We start from the raw sequence: 14,492 nt of genomic DNA, 5'->3' as shown, positions 1-14,492 counted from the left end.
CTTGCGCTTTAGAGATGTGTTTTCCATCATCGGCCCATCAATGATAGGACCGTCCAGCTCCCATACGGCGGGGGCTGTTCGGATTGGTCGGGTCGCGCGCCAATTGCTCGGCTGTTTGCCAGAACAAGTGGAAATCAAGTTATACGGTTCATTCGCAGAGACGTACGGCGGACACGGTACTGACTTAGCTGTCGTTGGTGGACTGTTCGATTGGGATACGGACGACCCGAGAATCGTAGGTTCACTTGAGGTTGCTCTCGAATCGGGTATGCTCGTCATATTTCGCAACGGTAACGGAGTAGTACCTCACCCGAACACGGTAGATATTCACGCACGGTGGAAAGAAAGGCATGTATCCATCACTGGCTGTTCAATAGGAGGCGGCAACATCGAGGTGATCAAGGTGGATGAGTTTGACGTCAAATTTACTGCAGCTTACCCGACACTCATACTCTACCATACCGATCGGCTGGGCGTTCTAGCCGAAGTGACTAAGTATTTGTTTCGATCGGGTCTCAATATCAGTCAAATGTCAGTCGACCGCAAAGCCCGTAATGGTGAGGCGATGACGACGATAGAGACGGATCTACTCGCGCCTGATGGACTGCTTGGTAAGTTGACTAAAATAACTGGAATAAAACGAGTGAAATCAATCGAACTGATGGAGTGAGTAAAGATATGAGATTCCAATCGTTGCACGAATTGGCTACCCTGTGTGAAGTGGAAGGCAAAACGATCGGGCTACTCATGCTCGAAGAGCAGGCTAACGAATCGGGCAGGCCGGCAGAAGAGGAATTCGCCAAAATGTCTACTTATTATAAGATCATGAAGGAAGCGGTATCGAGAGGATTGACGGAAGATACTTCCTCGCGCAGCGGCCTGTCCGGCAATGACGCCCAACGTGTAATGGCTTATATCTCTTCAGAAGAAACGAGTGCTGGCGACGTTGCGGCTAGGGCAATGGCATACTCGCTAGCCGTGTCAGAAGTGAATGCCTCGATGGGACGTATCGTCGCCACACCAACGGCAGGATCGGCCGGTATCATTCCCGGTGTTTTTGTCAGCAGTCAGGAACGATTTGGCTGGAATCATGATTGGATGGTATCCGGATTGTTCTGTGCGGGAGCTATTGGTTACGTGGTGGCGAATCGTTCTTTTGTCAGCGGGGCGGAAGGTGGGTGCCAAGCGGAGGTCGGCTCGGCAATCGCCATGGCGGCAGGAGCTATGGCCGAACTACGCGGAGGATCGCCATCGCAAGCAGTTCATGCTGTCGGTTTGGCTCTCAAAAATACGCTCGGATTGATTTGCGATCCGGTCGGCGGCTTGGTGGAAGTACCGTGCATCGTCCGCAATGGCTTCGGCGCAGTAAACGCTCTTGCAGCCTCGGACATGGCTTTAGCCGGCATCCGAAGTGTTATCCCCTCCGATGAAGTTGTGCAAGTGATGTACGAGGTGGGAAGCTCCATGCCGGAGAAGTATCGGGAAACCGCCCAGGGAGGATTGGCCCAAACTCCGACCGGTAGGGTAATTATGGAACAATGGAAGAAGAGGAGGAAACCGCAATGACTATCGATCTGCTGCGTAAGATCGCTTCAGAAGGGGAAAGTTTGACCGAACGGCTTGTGGCTGTAAGGAGAGACTTTCATATGAACCCGGAGTTGAGCTTTGAGGAGGAGAGAACGGCCAGGATCGTGGCAGACATGCTTAGGGAGCTTGGACTACACGTCAAAACCAAGGTGGGTGGACATGGAGTCGTAGCGGATTTGCACGGTGCTGCAGCCGGACCGACCATCGCGCTGAGAGCGGATATGGATGCATTACCAATCCTGGAGCAAACGGGACTGTCTTTCGCATCCCGAGTACCCGGCGTCATGCATGCCTGTGGCCATGATGCGCATACCACGATATTGCTTGGAGCAGCGCATCTGTTGTGTGAAAATCGGGAGCATCTGCATGGAAAGGTCCGTTTTCTTTTTCAATCAGCGGAAGAAATCACTGCTGGGGCAAAGTCGATGATTTCGGAAGGCGCTTTGGAAGGGGTAGATGAGATTTATGGTCTTCATAACCTGCCTACGCTCGAGGCCGGCTGCTTGGCAACGCGGCATGGTACGATGATGGCTTCCGCTGATACCATCGGCATCACGGTGGAAGGAAAAGGCGGCCATGGTGCGATACCAGATCAATGCGTTGATCCAATCTTAGCCGCATCTGCCATCGTTATGGGTTTGCAAACTGCGGTCAGCCGCGAGATTTCGCCATTTGATCCGGCTGTAATCACCATCGCAAGTTTCCACTCAGGACACACGCACAACGTGATCCCTCAACTGGTCGAGTTGACAGGAACAATCCGTACATTCTCGCCAAGGGTTCAGGCCGGAATGGTGGAACGGATCGAACGGATCGTGAATGGTATCTGCCAAGGTTACCGGTGCCAAGGGAAGGTAACATACACACCGCAGGTACCGGTACTTGTCGGTACGGATGAATGCATCGATCATGTCAACCATGTTGCCGACAAACTGCTCGGCAAAGAAAAGCGGATGGAAGCGAAACCTACAATGGGTAGTGAGGATTTCACGGACTATCTGAGGCATGTTCCCGGCTGTTTCTTTTGGCTCGGTTCAGGTCGCGCAGGCGCGGAACGTACATTTGGCTTGCATCATCCACGCTTCGACATTAACGAAAGCTGTCTCGCGACGGGGGCGTCCCTACTGGCTTCCATTGCAACAGAACGTCTGAAATTATAGAATTGATATAAATATGGCACTCATTTTCGATTTTTATTTTAAGGATATAAGTTCTTGGCTAAGCAGAAGGAAAAGAACTTATATCCTTAACCGTAACGGACTAGAACAGCGTCTTTTGCCTCGCAGCGCATGCTGCTCGACATGCTGTTTCCTCCGATTGGATTCCATCTCCCCTAATTCCCCATTCGAACGCCGATACTAGCGCATCGTATCCGAGCTCCAAAGGAATGTCCTCCTGTATAATCGATGCATAGGGGATAATTTCTTCGGGGTATGGTTTGTTGAAAAAGACAAATCGGGTGGTGGGGCTGTCATCGACCATACCGTACATGTGTTAGATATCATGCGCTGGTTATCGGGAGCAGAAGCCACGGAAGAGTATACAGAGATCGGTTTCCAGACATTCATTGATTATCCGAATGACGACTGCGGTCTTTTCACGATCCAATTCGACTACGGTATGTTCAGTACAATGGATTGTAGCTGATTCCACAATAAACGGTTTCGACTTGGGGAGATGTGACGCACGAAATCATTGGGACCAAGGGTAATCTGTTTGTTGATGCATTCGCTCAAAAGATTGTTATCTATAACAACGATTCCGGTGTAAGTGGAATTTCTGGGGAGACAATACGGATGCAGGGCTAATTGCTGATTTTGATCAAACGGTAAAGGAGCAAAGGGCTCCTTCGATCACCGGAGAAGACGGTAAGCGCGCAGTGGCAGCTTACCGCTCTACGGAAAAAGGGTTTCCCGAACAAGCCTCAATTAGTAGACATTGGGAAAACAAAGACAGCAAATTGACGTCGGTACTGAGCCGGCGTCAATTTTTTTTATTTTCTCTGCGGACTATTATGGTTATATAATTAAATAAATGTTTCGATTCTGCTTTGTGCTTCTTCCAAACTTCGTATATCATAAGGATAGAGCTTGTCTGTTTTGGTTACGAGAAGAAGCTTTCCATCGAGGCGTTGTCATAACAATTGTCGCATCGTGGCATGCTGATTTGGGTGACAACCTTTGCAGCATGTTGTGGTAGTCGTGACGTATACTCGAACCCCTGATCGCTGTACTCTTCCTTGGTCAATGCCTTACCAAAAGTTTGCAGAACCTTCGATTATCATTTCATAATCTGTGAGGTGTATACTGGATAATTAGAAAGTTTGTTTCCTTGGTTCCCTGCGATCGGAAATCTGTTGTCGAGTGCAGGTAGTTTTTTTATAAAAGATTGATTGAATAGAGAGAAAGCAGTTAATCATAGATATATAGTGACTTAGGTTGCTCACATGAATATTTTTTTGTATTCTAAATTAAATATTATGGAGGACTAACTAATGGAACCCGTACAATCACTATCAGATTTACTTTCGAACAATCATACCGGCACTTCAATAGAAGTGCCCGGAAGACTTGCCCGTACTTTTGGACAATCGACAATTTCCACTACTCTGCCTATGAGTAAGTTGTTTTCGATTTATGAAATTGATTTGGAAGTCCAGCGTCAACTCATCCCCAAAAACGTATCCCGTCTCGTGGATTATATTTTGCTTTATCTGGATCACGGCCAAAATATTTATTTCCCCGGTGTCATATTGTCCGCACGAGGTGCAGGACGATACGATACTGCAAGAGAAAAATATTATCTTTCGTCCGTTGAGAAATGTTATGTCGTCGATGGACAACATCGGCTGGCTGCATTCCGACGAGTGATGGAAACGTTGCAAGGAAATATGGCCAGAGCGAAGGATAGACGGGAATATGACCGTGTGGAAGAAATCACCATTAAGCTGCGGAAGCTCTATGATTTCCCGATATCTGTTATGATTTATTTGGACATAAACGCCCGCCAAGAGCGCCAGTTGTTTTCGGATATCAATAAGCTCCCAAGGAAAATTGGCGGTAATTTGGCCGTGTTGCGAGACCAACGCCGTTTTTATCACATTATGGCGTCTCGCCTTGTGATGGAGTACGATGTTATGGATAAATTGCCGATCGATATGTTTTCAGAGCGCGGCCGGGGCAACGAGTACATTTTCGCGTATTCGCTCGTAGTCGAAATATTGGTTGCTTTATTCGAAAAACGGCTGAAGTCGGCGGCGAGGAATAACGGTTATCATTATACGGAGAAAGAGCTTGATGAGCACTTGGAGCAAGCAGTCTTTTACATCACCACGCTACTTCGTTATTTACCCGAACCGGACCGCGCCCAGCTTTGTTGGTCGGAGAATTTACAAATTGCACTGGCGCTGTTCTTTCATGAAGAGGCATTCAAAACGCTACAGTTCAATAAATATTCGCTCGAATATGCGATGAAAATATTGCCGCATATCGATTGGAATCAAATATACAAAGACGACGAAAAGGACCGGCTGCCAAGAAGAAGCCGCATCATGAAGGCGTATCAGTTCGTGAGAGAGTTTTTCGACAGTCAGCATCTGTTTCTTATTTCGGATAAGGAGGACGTCAGCTAATGGTAGATGGTCTTCGTTTAAACATGATAATACACCCGTATTGTGAGAGATTCGGAGTCGCAACCGTTTCTATGCGAGTTCACGATTTACTGAACTATACGACGATTGATCCAATAGTTCAGCGGAAGCTAAGTGGGGGACAGCGCCGCAAAATTGTCAGTTACCTTCAGGAGCGTGAGTTGGACCATGTATTTTTTGGACCAGTTACATTGTCACTTCGCGATGTCGGCTCGTTGGCAAAAGAGGAGGATCATCTGGTCATGCTGCACGGCTCAAAGCTTAGCATTTTGGATGGTCAGCATCGTATTCTGGCGCTCGGCTTCTCGAATGAGCAGCTACAGAAGGAAAGCCGGAAATACGAGCGGGATGTTGCGAAGCTGAAGTTGATGTGCCGCCGTTACCCTGAGGAGCTGAATTTTCAGGAGGAGCTAGAGCAGACAGAAGGGCTGCTAGCGCAGGTGGAGGCACGCCGGCTCGATTTACTGGAGACCGAACTATCGGTTCAGCTGTACATTGGTCTTGGCGAAGAAGAAGAAAAGCAACTATTTGGTGACATCAACTCTAAGGTACAGCTCGTCAGTAAGGAACTTGGACATTCGTTCGATGGCAGCGATCCTCTGAATATCGTACTCCAGCAGGTGGCCGATCATAACGAACTGCTGAAGTCCGTCGGAATCGAGCGGAGAAATAATTTAACGGCGTATAACAAAAACTTTACGTGCTTCAGCTGGTTATACTCCATTGCCTCGCTGCTCTACACTGGTAAAGCGAACCTATCCTACGAGCTTGCTCGTCGGATTAGGAAGGATTCGACCAGTCATGTAGAAATCTTAAATCAATATTTTAATGCTGTGCTGCCGCATATGCCGGAGCAGCCTGGAACAGCTCAATACATTTCAGCAAGTCGCACCATACAAGAGTCGATTGCCCTATACGCGCACGAATATTTATTTGCTGGTGGTAAATATAATCCCGAATGGGCAACTTGTCTAGATGTGCTGGGTCAGATTGACTGGTCACATAACAATCCTCAGCTAATAGAACGTTTTGGCCAGCTGGACAACGGGAAACTGAATTTGGTGCACGAGAAATCGATGCGCAAACATTCCAATGTTGTCGATTATTTGAAGGAACTTAGTGAGGGCTTGGAAAATCGAGCAGTATAAAAGACTTTAAACCAATATCTATAGATCGTCGTCCCCGCTACATGCGGAAGGTCGGCGATTTTTTTATTACGGATCTGATTTAAAATTGGAAATAATTACATCCATAATCTAGGAATAATACCATTTGAGCAACACATAATAACCTCACATTAAAAAGGAGGTTTAACTATATGAGCCGCTCAAACAATCAGCTAGTCGTTCCGCAAGCTAATGCAGCCCTGGATCAAATGAAATATGAAATTGCACAACAATTCGGTATCCAGCTTAACCCAAATGGTTATAACGGGCAACTCCTTACTAGGGAGGCAGGCACAATTGGCGGTAATATGACCCGCACGCTTGTACAAATAGCTGAACAACAATTATCGGGACGTTCGTAGTCCCATCAGCAAGAATCTCGAAAAAAATAAAATGAGATAAAGAGCCACGCGATCTTATTTAATGAGATCACGTGGCTTTGTTATATATTGTTATAGCATAAGAACAAGCCAAGTGTCGCACTGTAGGGCTTTTTAAGGATTTATGAAATTGCGTGAAAACATATTATAGTATATATGTAATAATTTAAGTATTCAATAATTTGCTCAATCTATTATTAAGAAAGTCGTTTTTGGCTGAAAGTTAATTAAAGTTAACATAATATTGATTATGTAAATCAAACAGATTTTTTTTTATTGAATCGTAATTATTTGATTTTATTGGCCGGTTCAGGGAACATGTGTGCTATAATAAGTGCGCAAAAGTATAGTTTGGCGCACTTTCGGTTTAAAACGATTTTATAATCGTAAGAGGGGACCAAGTATGCTGTGTTTGAATGTATCGAAGCCAATAAACTGACATATAAAAAGCCGCCGGGGACATTGTTTATATTGCGGACCGGTTACCATGAGAGATAAGAGGGGGATTATATTTGCCGCGGGATTATGAGCTTGAAGAATTATACGGGAAACAGATTCATAGTTTCTCTATATGGATGAAGCAGGCGGGTTACACGGATACCACACAAAAAGAGTATTTGAGAGAAGCTCATTCTTATCTTCAATCATTAGAAGGACTTCCGGCAGAAGATGCGGGGAAAATGAACGTTGTTGGTTTTTTGGTGGCCAAACAGCATTTGACCGGAGACCGGACACGGAACAGGACATTATCAGCAATTCGCTCTTTTTATGTGGCATTGATCGATTTCGAGATGGCTAACCACAATCCGGCCCTTGAGGTGAAAAAATCAAAAACGGAGAAAAACAAGAAACCAGTATATCTCGAAGAAGAAGAACTTGTCGAGACTCTCCAGTATATAGATGGGCGGTACCGAAGTAGGAATATTGCGATTTTTTTGCTGATGGGTTATTGTGGGCTTCGGGTGGGCGAGGTACATCGGCTGAATCTCAAGGATTTCAAGAAAGGGAAAGAGTCCATTGAAGTATTCGGAAAAGGGCGTAAATGGAACGAAATCCCTGTGCCTGCTGTTTTGTTGTCGTATTTGATCGAGGTAGAAGCGCTAAGAATCATGCCTTACAGCGCGAAGGAGGATGCCTTTTTTGTATCACAAAAGGGGAAAAGGCTTTCCATACGGCAGATCCAGAAAATTGTTGGGGAAACTTTCGCGGCTTTTAAAGAGAAGAACCCCAAAGTCACGGATATGAAACTCTCATGCCACAAATTAAGGCACAGTTTTGCGACGATGCTCCTTAGAAATGGGGTCGATATTAGAGTTGTCAAAGAGTTATTGGGACACTCATCCATTGAAACGACAATGATTTATACGCACGTGAATGATGAACAAAAGAAACAGGCAATGTCGATGGTGAACATTCCGCTGCATGCGATTGGATAGCCGGTTCAAATGTCCAGTCGGTCAAGAGCTTCATCCTACTCCCGAGGAGTGTAGCTCTCGGCGAACTGGTGACGGTCGCGAACCCGAGGGAAATTACTTGGCCAGATGGGTGGAGCTGTATCCTTCTTAACCTTTATTTTAAAGTTAAAATTGAGTCAAAGTTTTACAGGTTATTTCCTCTACCTGTTCCAGTCGAAAATCGTTGGTAATAAAAACATCAGCTTGTGCAATAATGGCGGATGCAATCACAAGCGCATCAGGTGTTTTCATTCCATATTTTCCTCGTAGAAAGGCGGCCCTTTCGGCAACTATATTATCAACGGGCACAACCGAAAGATTTGGAAAATGGGTGAAAAGCAGCTTATATTGCTTTTCTAAGGCGAGATTTGCATCCCGAATCGGTTTCACGAGGATCTCTGTCAATGAAATGGTTGAAGCAACTGCTGAATAGGTTCCTTCTTCAATTTGCCCGAGGAGCCACTTGGCTTTCTCACCAAATTCAGGGTGCTGCTCAAACACATAAATAAAAATGTTCGTATCCAATGCCATTTTCTTGAACGAAGAGAGTGAGGAGGTGTTTACCAATCTTCTCGCTCCTTTCGAACATATTCATCACTAGGTTCATCTACCCATAACTCTTTACCAAGTCCCCAAAGTTTTTCGGAGAACGACTTTGGCTTTGGCATTACAATGATCTCGTCACGAATCTCATCATACTGCCATAACAGTTTGTCACCAACCTCCAATTTTGCTTTCACACGTATATCCTCGGGGATTGTAATCTGATATCTCATCCGAATTTCGCTTTCCAATTTCAAAATATGCTCCATAACACACCATCCCTTGATTAGTCTTACTATTATGTATTTTATCACACTATCGGCGTTTTAATCCAACGGCCCCATAATAAGTTCCTTTTCTGTAATCTTGAAATACACAGATGGTTAGAGGCCAATTTATCGATAAAAAACCTTACCCGTATTATCTATATTGCGGGTAAACATATGGATAAGTTGACTTTATCCGATTCTCTTGCTGGTTATCCAAAAATAAATAGAATGCATATTGTCCACATAACGTAATCTAAAACAGAGTCGACGGATTATGCTTCGTGTGGACAGTTCTGGTCTAATGCTCGTTTTAAAGTTGATATGAAGGAGAGATATGAATTGAGTTAGGATTAAAAACAGCAATATATAAGTTAATCGAATAAACCTGCGCTTAAAACTGTTGTTTGCTTATGGTCAACTGTCAGCTGTAGCGACTTGACGGAGATCCGCATAAACAAAGAGATTATTCAACTAATGACACTTGATCTCAAGAATCGCAGATACACGTTAAACACGACCATCATGGCTTCGTCCATCACCCATAAATATCTGTCGAATCGTTATGGTTGAGATTGATTAAATGGTTAACCGCACCGTATCGATGAAACGGTTATCGGTTAAATGCTGCCCAACATGAAGCTCAAGATGATTGTGATTGATGAGTAAGGGGGTCAGCAATGTGAGGCCAAAGAAGTTCGAAGGTTATATTTACATTACCCCATGGATCATCGGATTTTTCGTGTTTACTATCGTTCCTCTCATATTCGCCTTTTATGTCGGCTTAACTGAATGGGATACTTTTAATAAGCCGAAATACGTAGGTTTCCAGAACTACATCGATTTGATAAAGGACGAGAATTTCCGCAAGGCATTGTGGGTGACAGTGAAGTTTGCAGTGATTTCCGTGCCTCTTGGCATCGCCACTTCCATGTTGATCGCGGTGCTGGTCAATATGAAAGTGAAAGGCGTTGCCTTCTTCCGCACGGCGTTGTATTTACCGGCCGTTGTATCTGGCGTGTCCATATCACTGCTGTGGAAGTGGATTCTGGATACAGACTTCGGGCTCATCAATTTGCTGCTGTCCAAGGTCGGGATCGCACCGCTCGGTTGGCTGACGAACGCCTCTCTCGTCATGCCGTCCTATCTCATGATGATGATTTGGGGAGCAGGCGGCGGTATGTTGACCTATCTCGCAGGCCTACAGGACATTCCTGGCCATTTGTACGAGGCAGCAGAAATCGACGGAGCGAACGGGATCCAGAAGTTCAGACACATCACGTTGACGATGCTGACACCGGTCATTTTCTACAATCTGATCATGGGAATCATCGGTGCCATGCGAAAGTTCGGGGATGCCTATATAATCGGCGGTGCTGAAAACGAGGGTCGGTTTTATATGATTTACCTGTATGAGAATGCGTTCAAATTTTTCAAAATGGGTTATGCAACGGCAATGGCATGGATTTTGTTTGTCATTATTCTGCTACTTACATTTGCGGCATTTAAGTCTTCCTCCGCCTGGGTTTACTACGAAAATGAAGTCACATCGAAATCGCGCAAAGGCAGGTGAGTGGGATCGGAAGAAGACGTCAAAAGATCATGCGCGAAATTATGGTCTATCTCTTGCTCGTCATTTTTTCCTTGGTCACCTTGTTTCCCTTGATCTGGATGATCTCAACCTCGCTGAAATCAGGTGATGTAATCTTCGAAATCCCACCTCATTTTCTGCCTGACGGGATGCACTGGGAAAATTACTGGAGAGCTGTCTTGGAAATCAATTTCTTAAATCTGTTCAAAAATACGGTAATCATTACGTTTCTCAATTGTTATCGAATGTGTTTGTCTCGGCCTTCGTGGCGTACGGTTTCGCCCGTTTCGACTTTCCGGGGAGAAACATCTGGTTTTTGCTGGTACTCTCGACCATAATGCTGCCGGGAGAAGTGACGATGATTCCCGTCTTTATCGGTTTCAGTGAAATTGGCTGGGGCAATTCAATTATGCCGCTCGTTATTCCCGGATTTTTCGGCGGCGCTCCCGTATTCATCTTTCTTCTACGGCAGTTTTTCCTTTCGGTTCCGAAGGATTTGGAAGAATCCGCAGTCATCGATGGGGCGAACAGCTTCAAAATTTTTTATCGGATTTTCATTCCGTTGTCAGTTCCCGCATTAATGACGATTGGGATCTTCTCCTTTCAAGGAAGCTGGAATGACCTGCTCGGTCCGCTTATTTATTTGAATGACGTCGATAAATTCACATTGACCCTTGGGCTGTCCATGTTCAAAGGTGTCATGAAGGTGGAGTGGGGACCGCTTATGGCTGGTTCGATTATGGCACTGCTGCCGGTGCTGATCGTTTTTTTTCTGGCACAGAAGTATTTCGTGGAAGGCATTAAGCTTAGCGGTATCAAGGGGTAATGCCGGTTAAAAACTGGAGACTGCCTGCATCCATCGGGAAATGAATGAATATTGATATTAGCTTAATCGAGCGAAATCAAATTCAAATAAATAAAAAGGGGAATCCCACACATGAAAAGAAATGCAACGCATTGCTTGCTTCTTGCTCTTGTACTGGCATTAGTTTCCCTCTTGTCCGCATGCGGCGGGAACTCGAACAATGTAAATACGTCGTCTAACGAAAAGCAGAATGATGATGCCGCTCTGACCGAGAAAGTGAAATTGAAGGTTGCGACGTGGGCAGGCGCCGAAGAATTGAGAGAATTTGAAGGTCTCGTCAAGAAGTTGAATGAAGGCGCGACAGATTATGAGATTGCAGTGCAGAGCATTCCGGCTGAATACTATCAGAAGCTGCAAACGATGATTGCAGGTAAACAAGCCCCTGACTTCATGTGGTTGTCGCAAGAGTATATTGCGCAATACGCGAGCCTCGGCGCGATTGCCCCGATTGATGAGCAATTGTCCGCCGTCGACAATTATAAAGCCGAAGATTATTTCCAAGGAGCACTCGACGTAGGCAGGAATGACGGCAAACTGTACGCGTTGCCTTGGATCTCCCAGCCATACATGCTGTACTATAACCAGGATATTTTCGATAAAGCCGGCGTTCCGGTCCCTACCAACGACATGACCTGGGAACAATTTATTGAATCCGGCAAAAAGCTGACGAAAGACGGTCAATGGGGCGCACTGCTAAACAACATTCCGACTGCGATGTACACTTGGTCTTACGGCGGCGATGTCTTTGATAAGAACGGTAATATTACGCTCGATTCCCAGGAATCGATCCAAGGTCTGGAAATGTACCAGACCATCGTGAAGTCCGGCATCGCTCCAGCACGCGCGCAGGCCGATTCAATGGGCAACGGGGATATGTTCAAAACTGGCAAAGTGGCCATGTTTATCGGTGGCGCCGGTGACGATTTCGAGAAAACAATGAAGTTCAAAGTTGGAATGGTGATCCCGCCGAAAGGCACACAGCAGGTTACGTTCAGTTGGATCGGTTTAACTGCTATATCTAGCACGACGAAAAGTCAGGAAATCGCTGCTAAAGCGCTAGTCGATATGACAAATGCGGCTCATCAATGGAAAGTGGTTGCACCTACCAAATCCGGCTTTGACCTGATCAAGACTAGCCGTCCGGAGAAAGAATATGCGGTGGAAACTATCCGTCAGGCATCCGAGGTTGCCCGTGGTTTCAACAACCAGCCGAAGCAAGGTGAAATTGACGGCGCGATTTGGGAGAATCTGACCCAACCGATTGAAAAGGGCGAGGATGTAAAGGGGGCGGTTGAGAGCACGATTTCGAAATTCAACGACATTATCAAGTAATGTTCACAGTATAAATTGGCGGTTATAATTTGCTAACGATTACGATGGTACAATGAAAAAGGGCTGCCAGCATAATCGGCAGCCCCTTGGCTAACTGCCGCGCAGCACAAACTCCAATTCATCTTTCTTGCGCTTCATTGTTCAGCGAGTAAACCCTGGAAGTATATTGCGGTTAATCTCTCCTTGACTCAAGCTGCAAGCAAGTCCCGATTGGATTAACCCATGATGTCGGAGACTACGAAAACAAGCTTGATGTTTGCACATATTGCGTGTTGTTTTTGTTGATATCTATTCAAAAATAAATAGTCATTTGAGGGAATATATAGTAAAGTGATATGGAACTAATTTGCAAATATGGGGAGAGTTAAGAGAGTGAAAAACAGGCTGGAAATAACGTTAGTAGTAGTCATTTCAATGTTTTTTTCCATAACCACAATGGCAACTGCAGCAGCGAAAATGACACTTATTGTTAATGGTGTGGTTGCGAGTGTCGAGCCGGAGGTTATTAGTGGTGCTACATACGTTCCAGTCCGAGCCGCAGCGGAATTACTAGGCGCGGATGTGAACTACAATGCGAAGTCTAAAACCGTGACGATTACGTCCAGTGATTCACCGTTGGCTGCAGCGCAAGAAGTGACGTCAATACCGAAAATGAAGCTTATCGTAAACGGAACGGTTGCCAAAGTTGAACCGAAAGTGATTGGTGGAACGACATACGTACCTGTACGTGCGGCTGCGGAATTGCTCGGCGCAAATGTTAACTATGACTCGAAAACGTTCACAGTTACAATCACAAGCGGAAACGTAACATATGACATAACAATTATCTTCCCTGCCGATAAATATCCGGAGACAGCGGCGCACATAAAAGCGGCAATGGCGAAAGGTGAGTCAGCGATCTGTACAATTGATCGACACGGTGCGGACGCCAACCGAGAAGAGTCACTCGCTGGTATTCCAACGAAAGACGGTTATGACCGCGATGAATGGCCAATGGCTATGTGTGAAGAGGGCGGCGCCGGAGCTGGCGTTGCTTACGTTCCCTCATCTGACAATCGCGGAGCCGGCGCGTGGGTCGGTAATCAGCTGGAAGATTACAAAGATGGCACGAAAGTTCTCTTCGTAATTAACGGTAAGACCAATGGAAACGTAAAAGAAACGGAGCAAGAAACAACGCCGACAACTCCTCCGGCGGATACAAACATTACCTATGCAAATTGCACCGAAGTTAAGGCGTCGGGTAAAGCACCATTATACGAAGGAGATCCAGGCTATAGCACGAAGCTCGATCGGGACCGGGACGGTGTCGCCTGTGAAGTATCATAAATTGCGAAAACACTTTAGAAGTCGCTGAAATCGCGACTTTTTTTATGAATGGACTGATTTACAGCTAAGTTCAATAGATAAGCCAGTTGGAGCCGAGAAAGTTTGAATAGCAAGATGTTATCGACCATTACCTAGATGGATGTAAGTTGTAAGGTAAGAGGAGCTGCCGCGATTGTGCTCTTTTGGAGAGCACATAGCTGAATAATGGCTTTTGATGTGTAAAAAGCATACTTTTCGGCACATTGAAAAATAGGCTTGTTTTGCGTGCCAATATATCATAAAATGGTTTTTGGCATGTGCCATGAAATGATAGGATATTTTGGCATGAAATAT

At 45.6% G+C, this 14,492-nt stretch carries 14 protein-coding genes and 2 pseudogenes; 14 read left to right on the top strand and 2 right to left on the bottom strand.

Features of this window, described 5'->3' with window-relative positions; genetic code table 11:
• Nucleotide 1: 1 nt before the first annotated feature.
• The 8 genes from sdaAB (at nucleotide 2) to AC0YNV_RS36525 (ending at nucleotide 8,218) form a co-directional block, all read left to right on the top strand.
• A complete protein-coding gene (sdaAB, locus tag AC0YNV_RS36560; RefSeq protein WP_475772463.1) occupies nucleotides 2-670 on the top strand; it encodes an L-serine ammonia-lyase, iron-sulfur-dependent subunit beta in 669 nt (222 codons plus the stop codon).
• Between the two features lie 8 nt (nucleotides 671-678).
• Nucleotides 679-1,566, top strand: a complete 888-nt coding sequence (gene sdaAA / locus AC0YNV_RS36555) for an L-serine ammonia-lyase, iron-sulfur-dependent, subunit alpha (RefSeq protein WP_475772462.1) — start codon at nucleotides 679-681, stop codon at nucleotides 1,564-1,566.
• Nucleotides 1,563-2,747 (top strand): M20 metallopeptidase family protein, encoded by a 1,185-nt coding sequence (locus tag AC0YNV_RS36550; RefSeq protein WP_475772461.1) that lies wholly within the window; start codon nucleotides 1,563-1,565, stop codon nucleotides 2,745-2,747. The genes sdaAA and AC0YNV_RS36550 overlap by 4 nt, the downstream gene beginning before the upstream one ends.
• Before the next feature lie 205 nt (nucleotides 2,748-2,952).
• Nucleotides 2,953-3,234 (top strand): Gfo/Idh/MocA family protein, encoded by a 282-nt coding sequence (locus AC0YNV_RS36545; RefSeq protein WP_475772517.1) that lies wholly within the window; start codon nucleotides 2,953-2,955, stop codon nucleotides 3,232-3,234.
• Nucleotides 3,235-4,081: 847 nt separating this feature from the next.
• Complete coding sequence (locus AC0YNV_RS36540) at nucleotides 4,082-5,218, top strand: DNA sulfur modification protein DndB (RefSeq protein ID WP_475772460.1); 1,137 nt, start codon at nucleotides 4,082-4,084, stop codon at nucleotides 5,216-5,218.
• On the top strand, nucleotides 5,218-6,384 hold the full coding sequence (locus tag AC0YNV_RS36535; RefSeq protein ID WP_475772459.1) for a DNA sulfur modification protein DndB: 1,167 nt from the start codon (nucleotides 5,218-5,220) through the stop codon (nucleotides 6,382-6,384). Before AC0YNV_RS36540 ends, AC0YNV_RS36535 begins: the two co-directional genes overlap by 1 nt.
• A gap of 170 nt (nucleotides 6,385-6,554) precedes the next feature.
• Nucleotides 6,555-6,764, top strand: a complete 210-nt coding sequence (locus tag AC0YNV_RS36530; RefSeq protein ID WP_475772458.1) for a small, acid-soluble spore protein, alpha/beta type — start codon at nucleotides 6,555-6,557, stop codon at nucleotides 6,762-6,764.
• Between the two features lie 530 nt (nucleotides 6,765-7,294).
• On the top strand, nucleotides 7,295-8,218 hold the full coding sequence (locus tag AC0YNV_RS36525) for a tyrosine-type recombinase/integrase (RefSeq protein ID WP_475772457.1): 924 nt from the start codon (nucleotides 7,295-7,297) through the stop codon (nucleotides 8,216-8,218).
• Between the two features lie 144 nt (nucleotides 8,219-8,362).
• On the opposite strand, the gene AC0YNV_RS36520 is transcribed toward AC0YNV_RS36525, so the two are convergent.
• Together AC0YNV_RS36520 and AC0YNV_RS36515 are read right to left on the bottom strand one after the other, a co-directional pair.
• On the bottom strand, nucleotides 8,363-8,803 hold the full coding sequence (locus AC0YNV_RS36520; RefSeq protein WP_475772456.1) for a type II toxin-antitoxin system VapC family toxin: 441 nt from the start codon (nucleotides 8,801-8,803) through the stop codon (nucleotides 8,363-8,365).
• Entirely contained in the window at nucleotides 8,797-9,048 is a 252-nt protein-coding gene (locus tag AC0YNV_RS36515) for an AbrB/MazE/SpoVT family DNA-binding domain-containing protein (RefSeq protein WP_475772455.1), read from the bottom strand. Before AC0YNV_RS36515 ends, AC0YNV_RS36520 begins: the two co-directional genes overlap by 7 nt.
• 679 nt (nucleotides 9,049-9,727) lie before the next feature.
• On the opposite strand from AC0YNV_RS36515, the gene AC0YNV_RS36510 reads away from it, so the two are divergent.
• The 6 genes and pseudogenes from AC0YNV_RS36510 to AC0YNV_RS36485 all read left to right on the top strand — a co-directional run bounded on the left by AC0YNV_RS36510 (nucleotide 9,728) and on the right by AC0YNV_RS36485 (nucleotide 14,159).
• Nucleotides 9,728-10,618 (top strand): carbohydrate ABC transporter permease, encoded by an 891-nt coding sequence (locus tag AC0YNV_RS36510; RefSeq protein WP_475772454.1) that lies wholly within the window; start codon nucleotides 9,728-9,730, stop codon nucleotides 10,616-10,618.
• Between the two features lie 334 nt (nucleotides 10,619-10,952).
• The gene (locus AC0YNV_RS36505; RefSeq protein WP_475772453.1) at nucleotides 10,953-11,462 is read left to right on the top strand and encodes a carbohydrate ABC transporter permease; all 510 of its coding nucleotides are present in this window, start codon (nucleotides 10,953-10,955) and stop codon (nucleotides 11,460-11,462) included.
• A 111-nt stretch (nucleotides 11,463-11,573) separates the two neighbouring features.
• Nucleotides 11,574-12,833 carry an ABC transporter substrate-binding protein gene (locus tag AC0YNV_RS36500; protein WP_475772452.1) on the top strand — a complete coding sequence of 420 codons (1,260 nt, stop codon included), beginning with the start codon at nucleotides 11,574-11,576 and terminating at the stop codon, nucleotides 12,831-12,833.
• Nucleotides 12,834-13,187: 354 nt separating this feature from the next.
• Nucleotides 13,188-13,433, top strand: a pseudogene (locus tag AC0YNV_RS36495) (stalk domain-containing protein); the annotation flags it as partial.
• Between the two features lie 51 nt (nucleotides 13,434-13,484).
• Nucleotides 13,485-13,961: pseudogene (locus AC0YNV_RS36490) on the top strand (stalk domain-containing protein); the annotation flags it as partial.
• Nucleotides 13,959-14,159, top strand: a complete 201-nt coding sequence (locus AC0YNV_RS36485) for an excalibur calcium-binding domain-containing protein (RefSeq protein ID WP_475772516.1) — start codon at nucleotides 13,959-13,961, stop codon at nucleotides 14,157-14,159. The pseudogene AC0YNV_RS36490 and the gene AC0YNV_RS36485, both read left to right, overlap by 3 nt.
• The last annotated feature ends 333 nt before the right edge of the window (nucleotides 14,160-14,492 follow it).

The organism is Paenibacillus sp. JT31N11 (genome assembly GCF_056269285.1).
The sequence above is the reverse complement of the archived record's forward strand: the minus strand, read 5'-3'. Positions and strand labels throughout refer to the sequence as shown.

Coding starts and splice junctions, on each gene's coding strand:
- AC0YNV_RS36515 (WP_475772455.1), bottom strand. CDS start 9,048: ATGGAGCATATTTTGAAATTGGAAAGCGAAATTCGGATGAGATATCAG.
- AC0YNV_RS36530 (WP_475772458.1), top strand. CDS start 6,555: ATGAGCCGCTCAAACAATCAGCTAGTCGTTCCGCAAGCTAATGCAGCC.
- sdaAA (WP_475772462.1), top strand. CDS start 679: ATGAGATTCCAATCGTTGCACGAATTGGCTACCCTGTGTGAAGTGGAA.
- AC0YNV_RS36550 (WP_475772461.1), top strand. CDS start 1,563: ATGACTATCGATCTGCTGCGTAAGATCGCTTCAGAAGGGGAAAGTTTG.
- AC0YNV_RS36535 (WP_475772459.1), top strand. CDS start 5,218: ATGGTAGATGGTCTTCGTTTAAACATGATAATACACCCGTATTGTGAG.
- AC0YNV_RS36540 (WP_475772460.1), top strand. CDS start 4,082: ATGGAACCCGTACAATCACTATCAGATTTACTTTCGAACAATCATACC.
- AC0YNV_RS36500 (WP_475772452.1), top strand. CDS start 11,574: ATGAAAAGAAATGCAACGCATTGCTTGCTTCTTGCTCTTGTACTGGCA.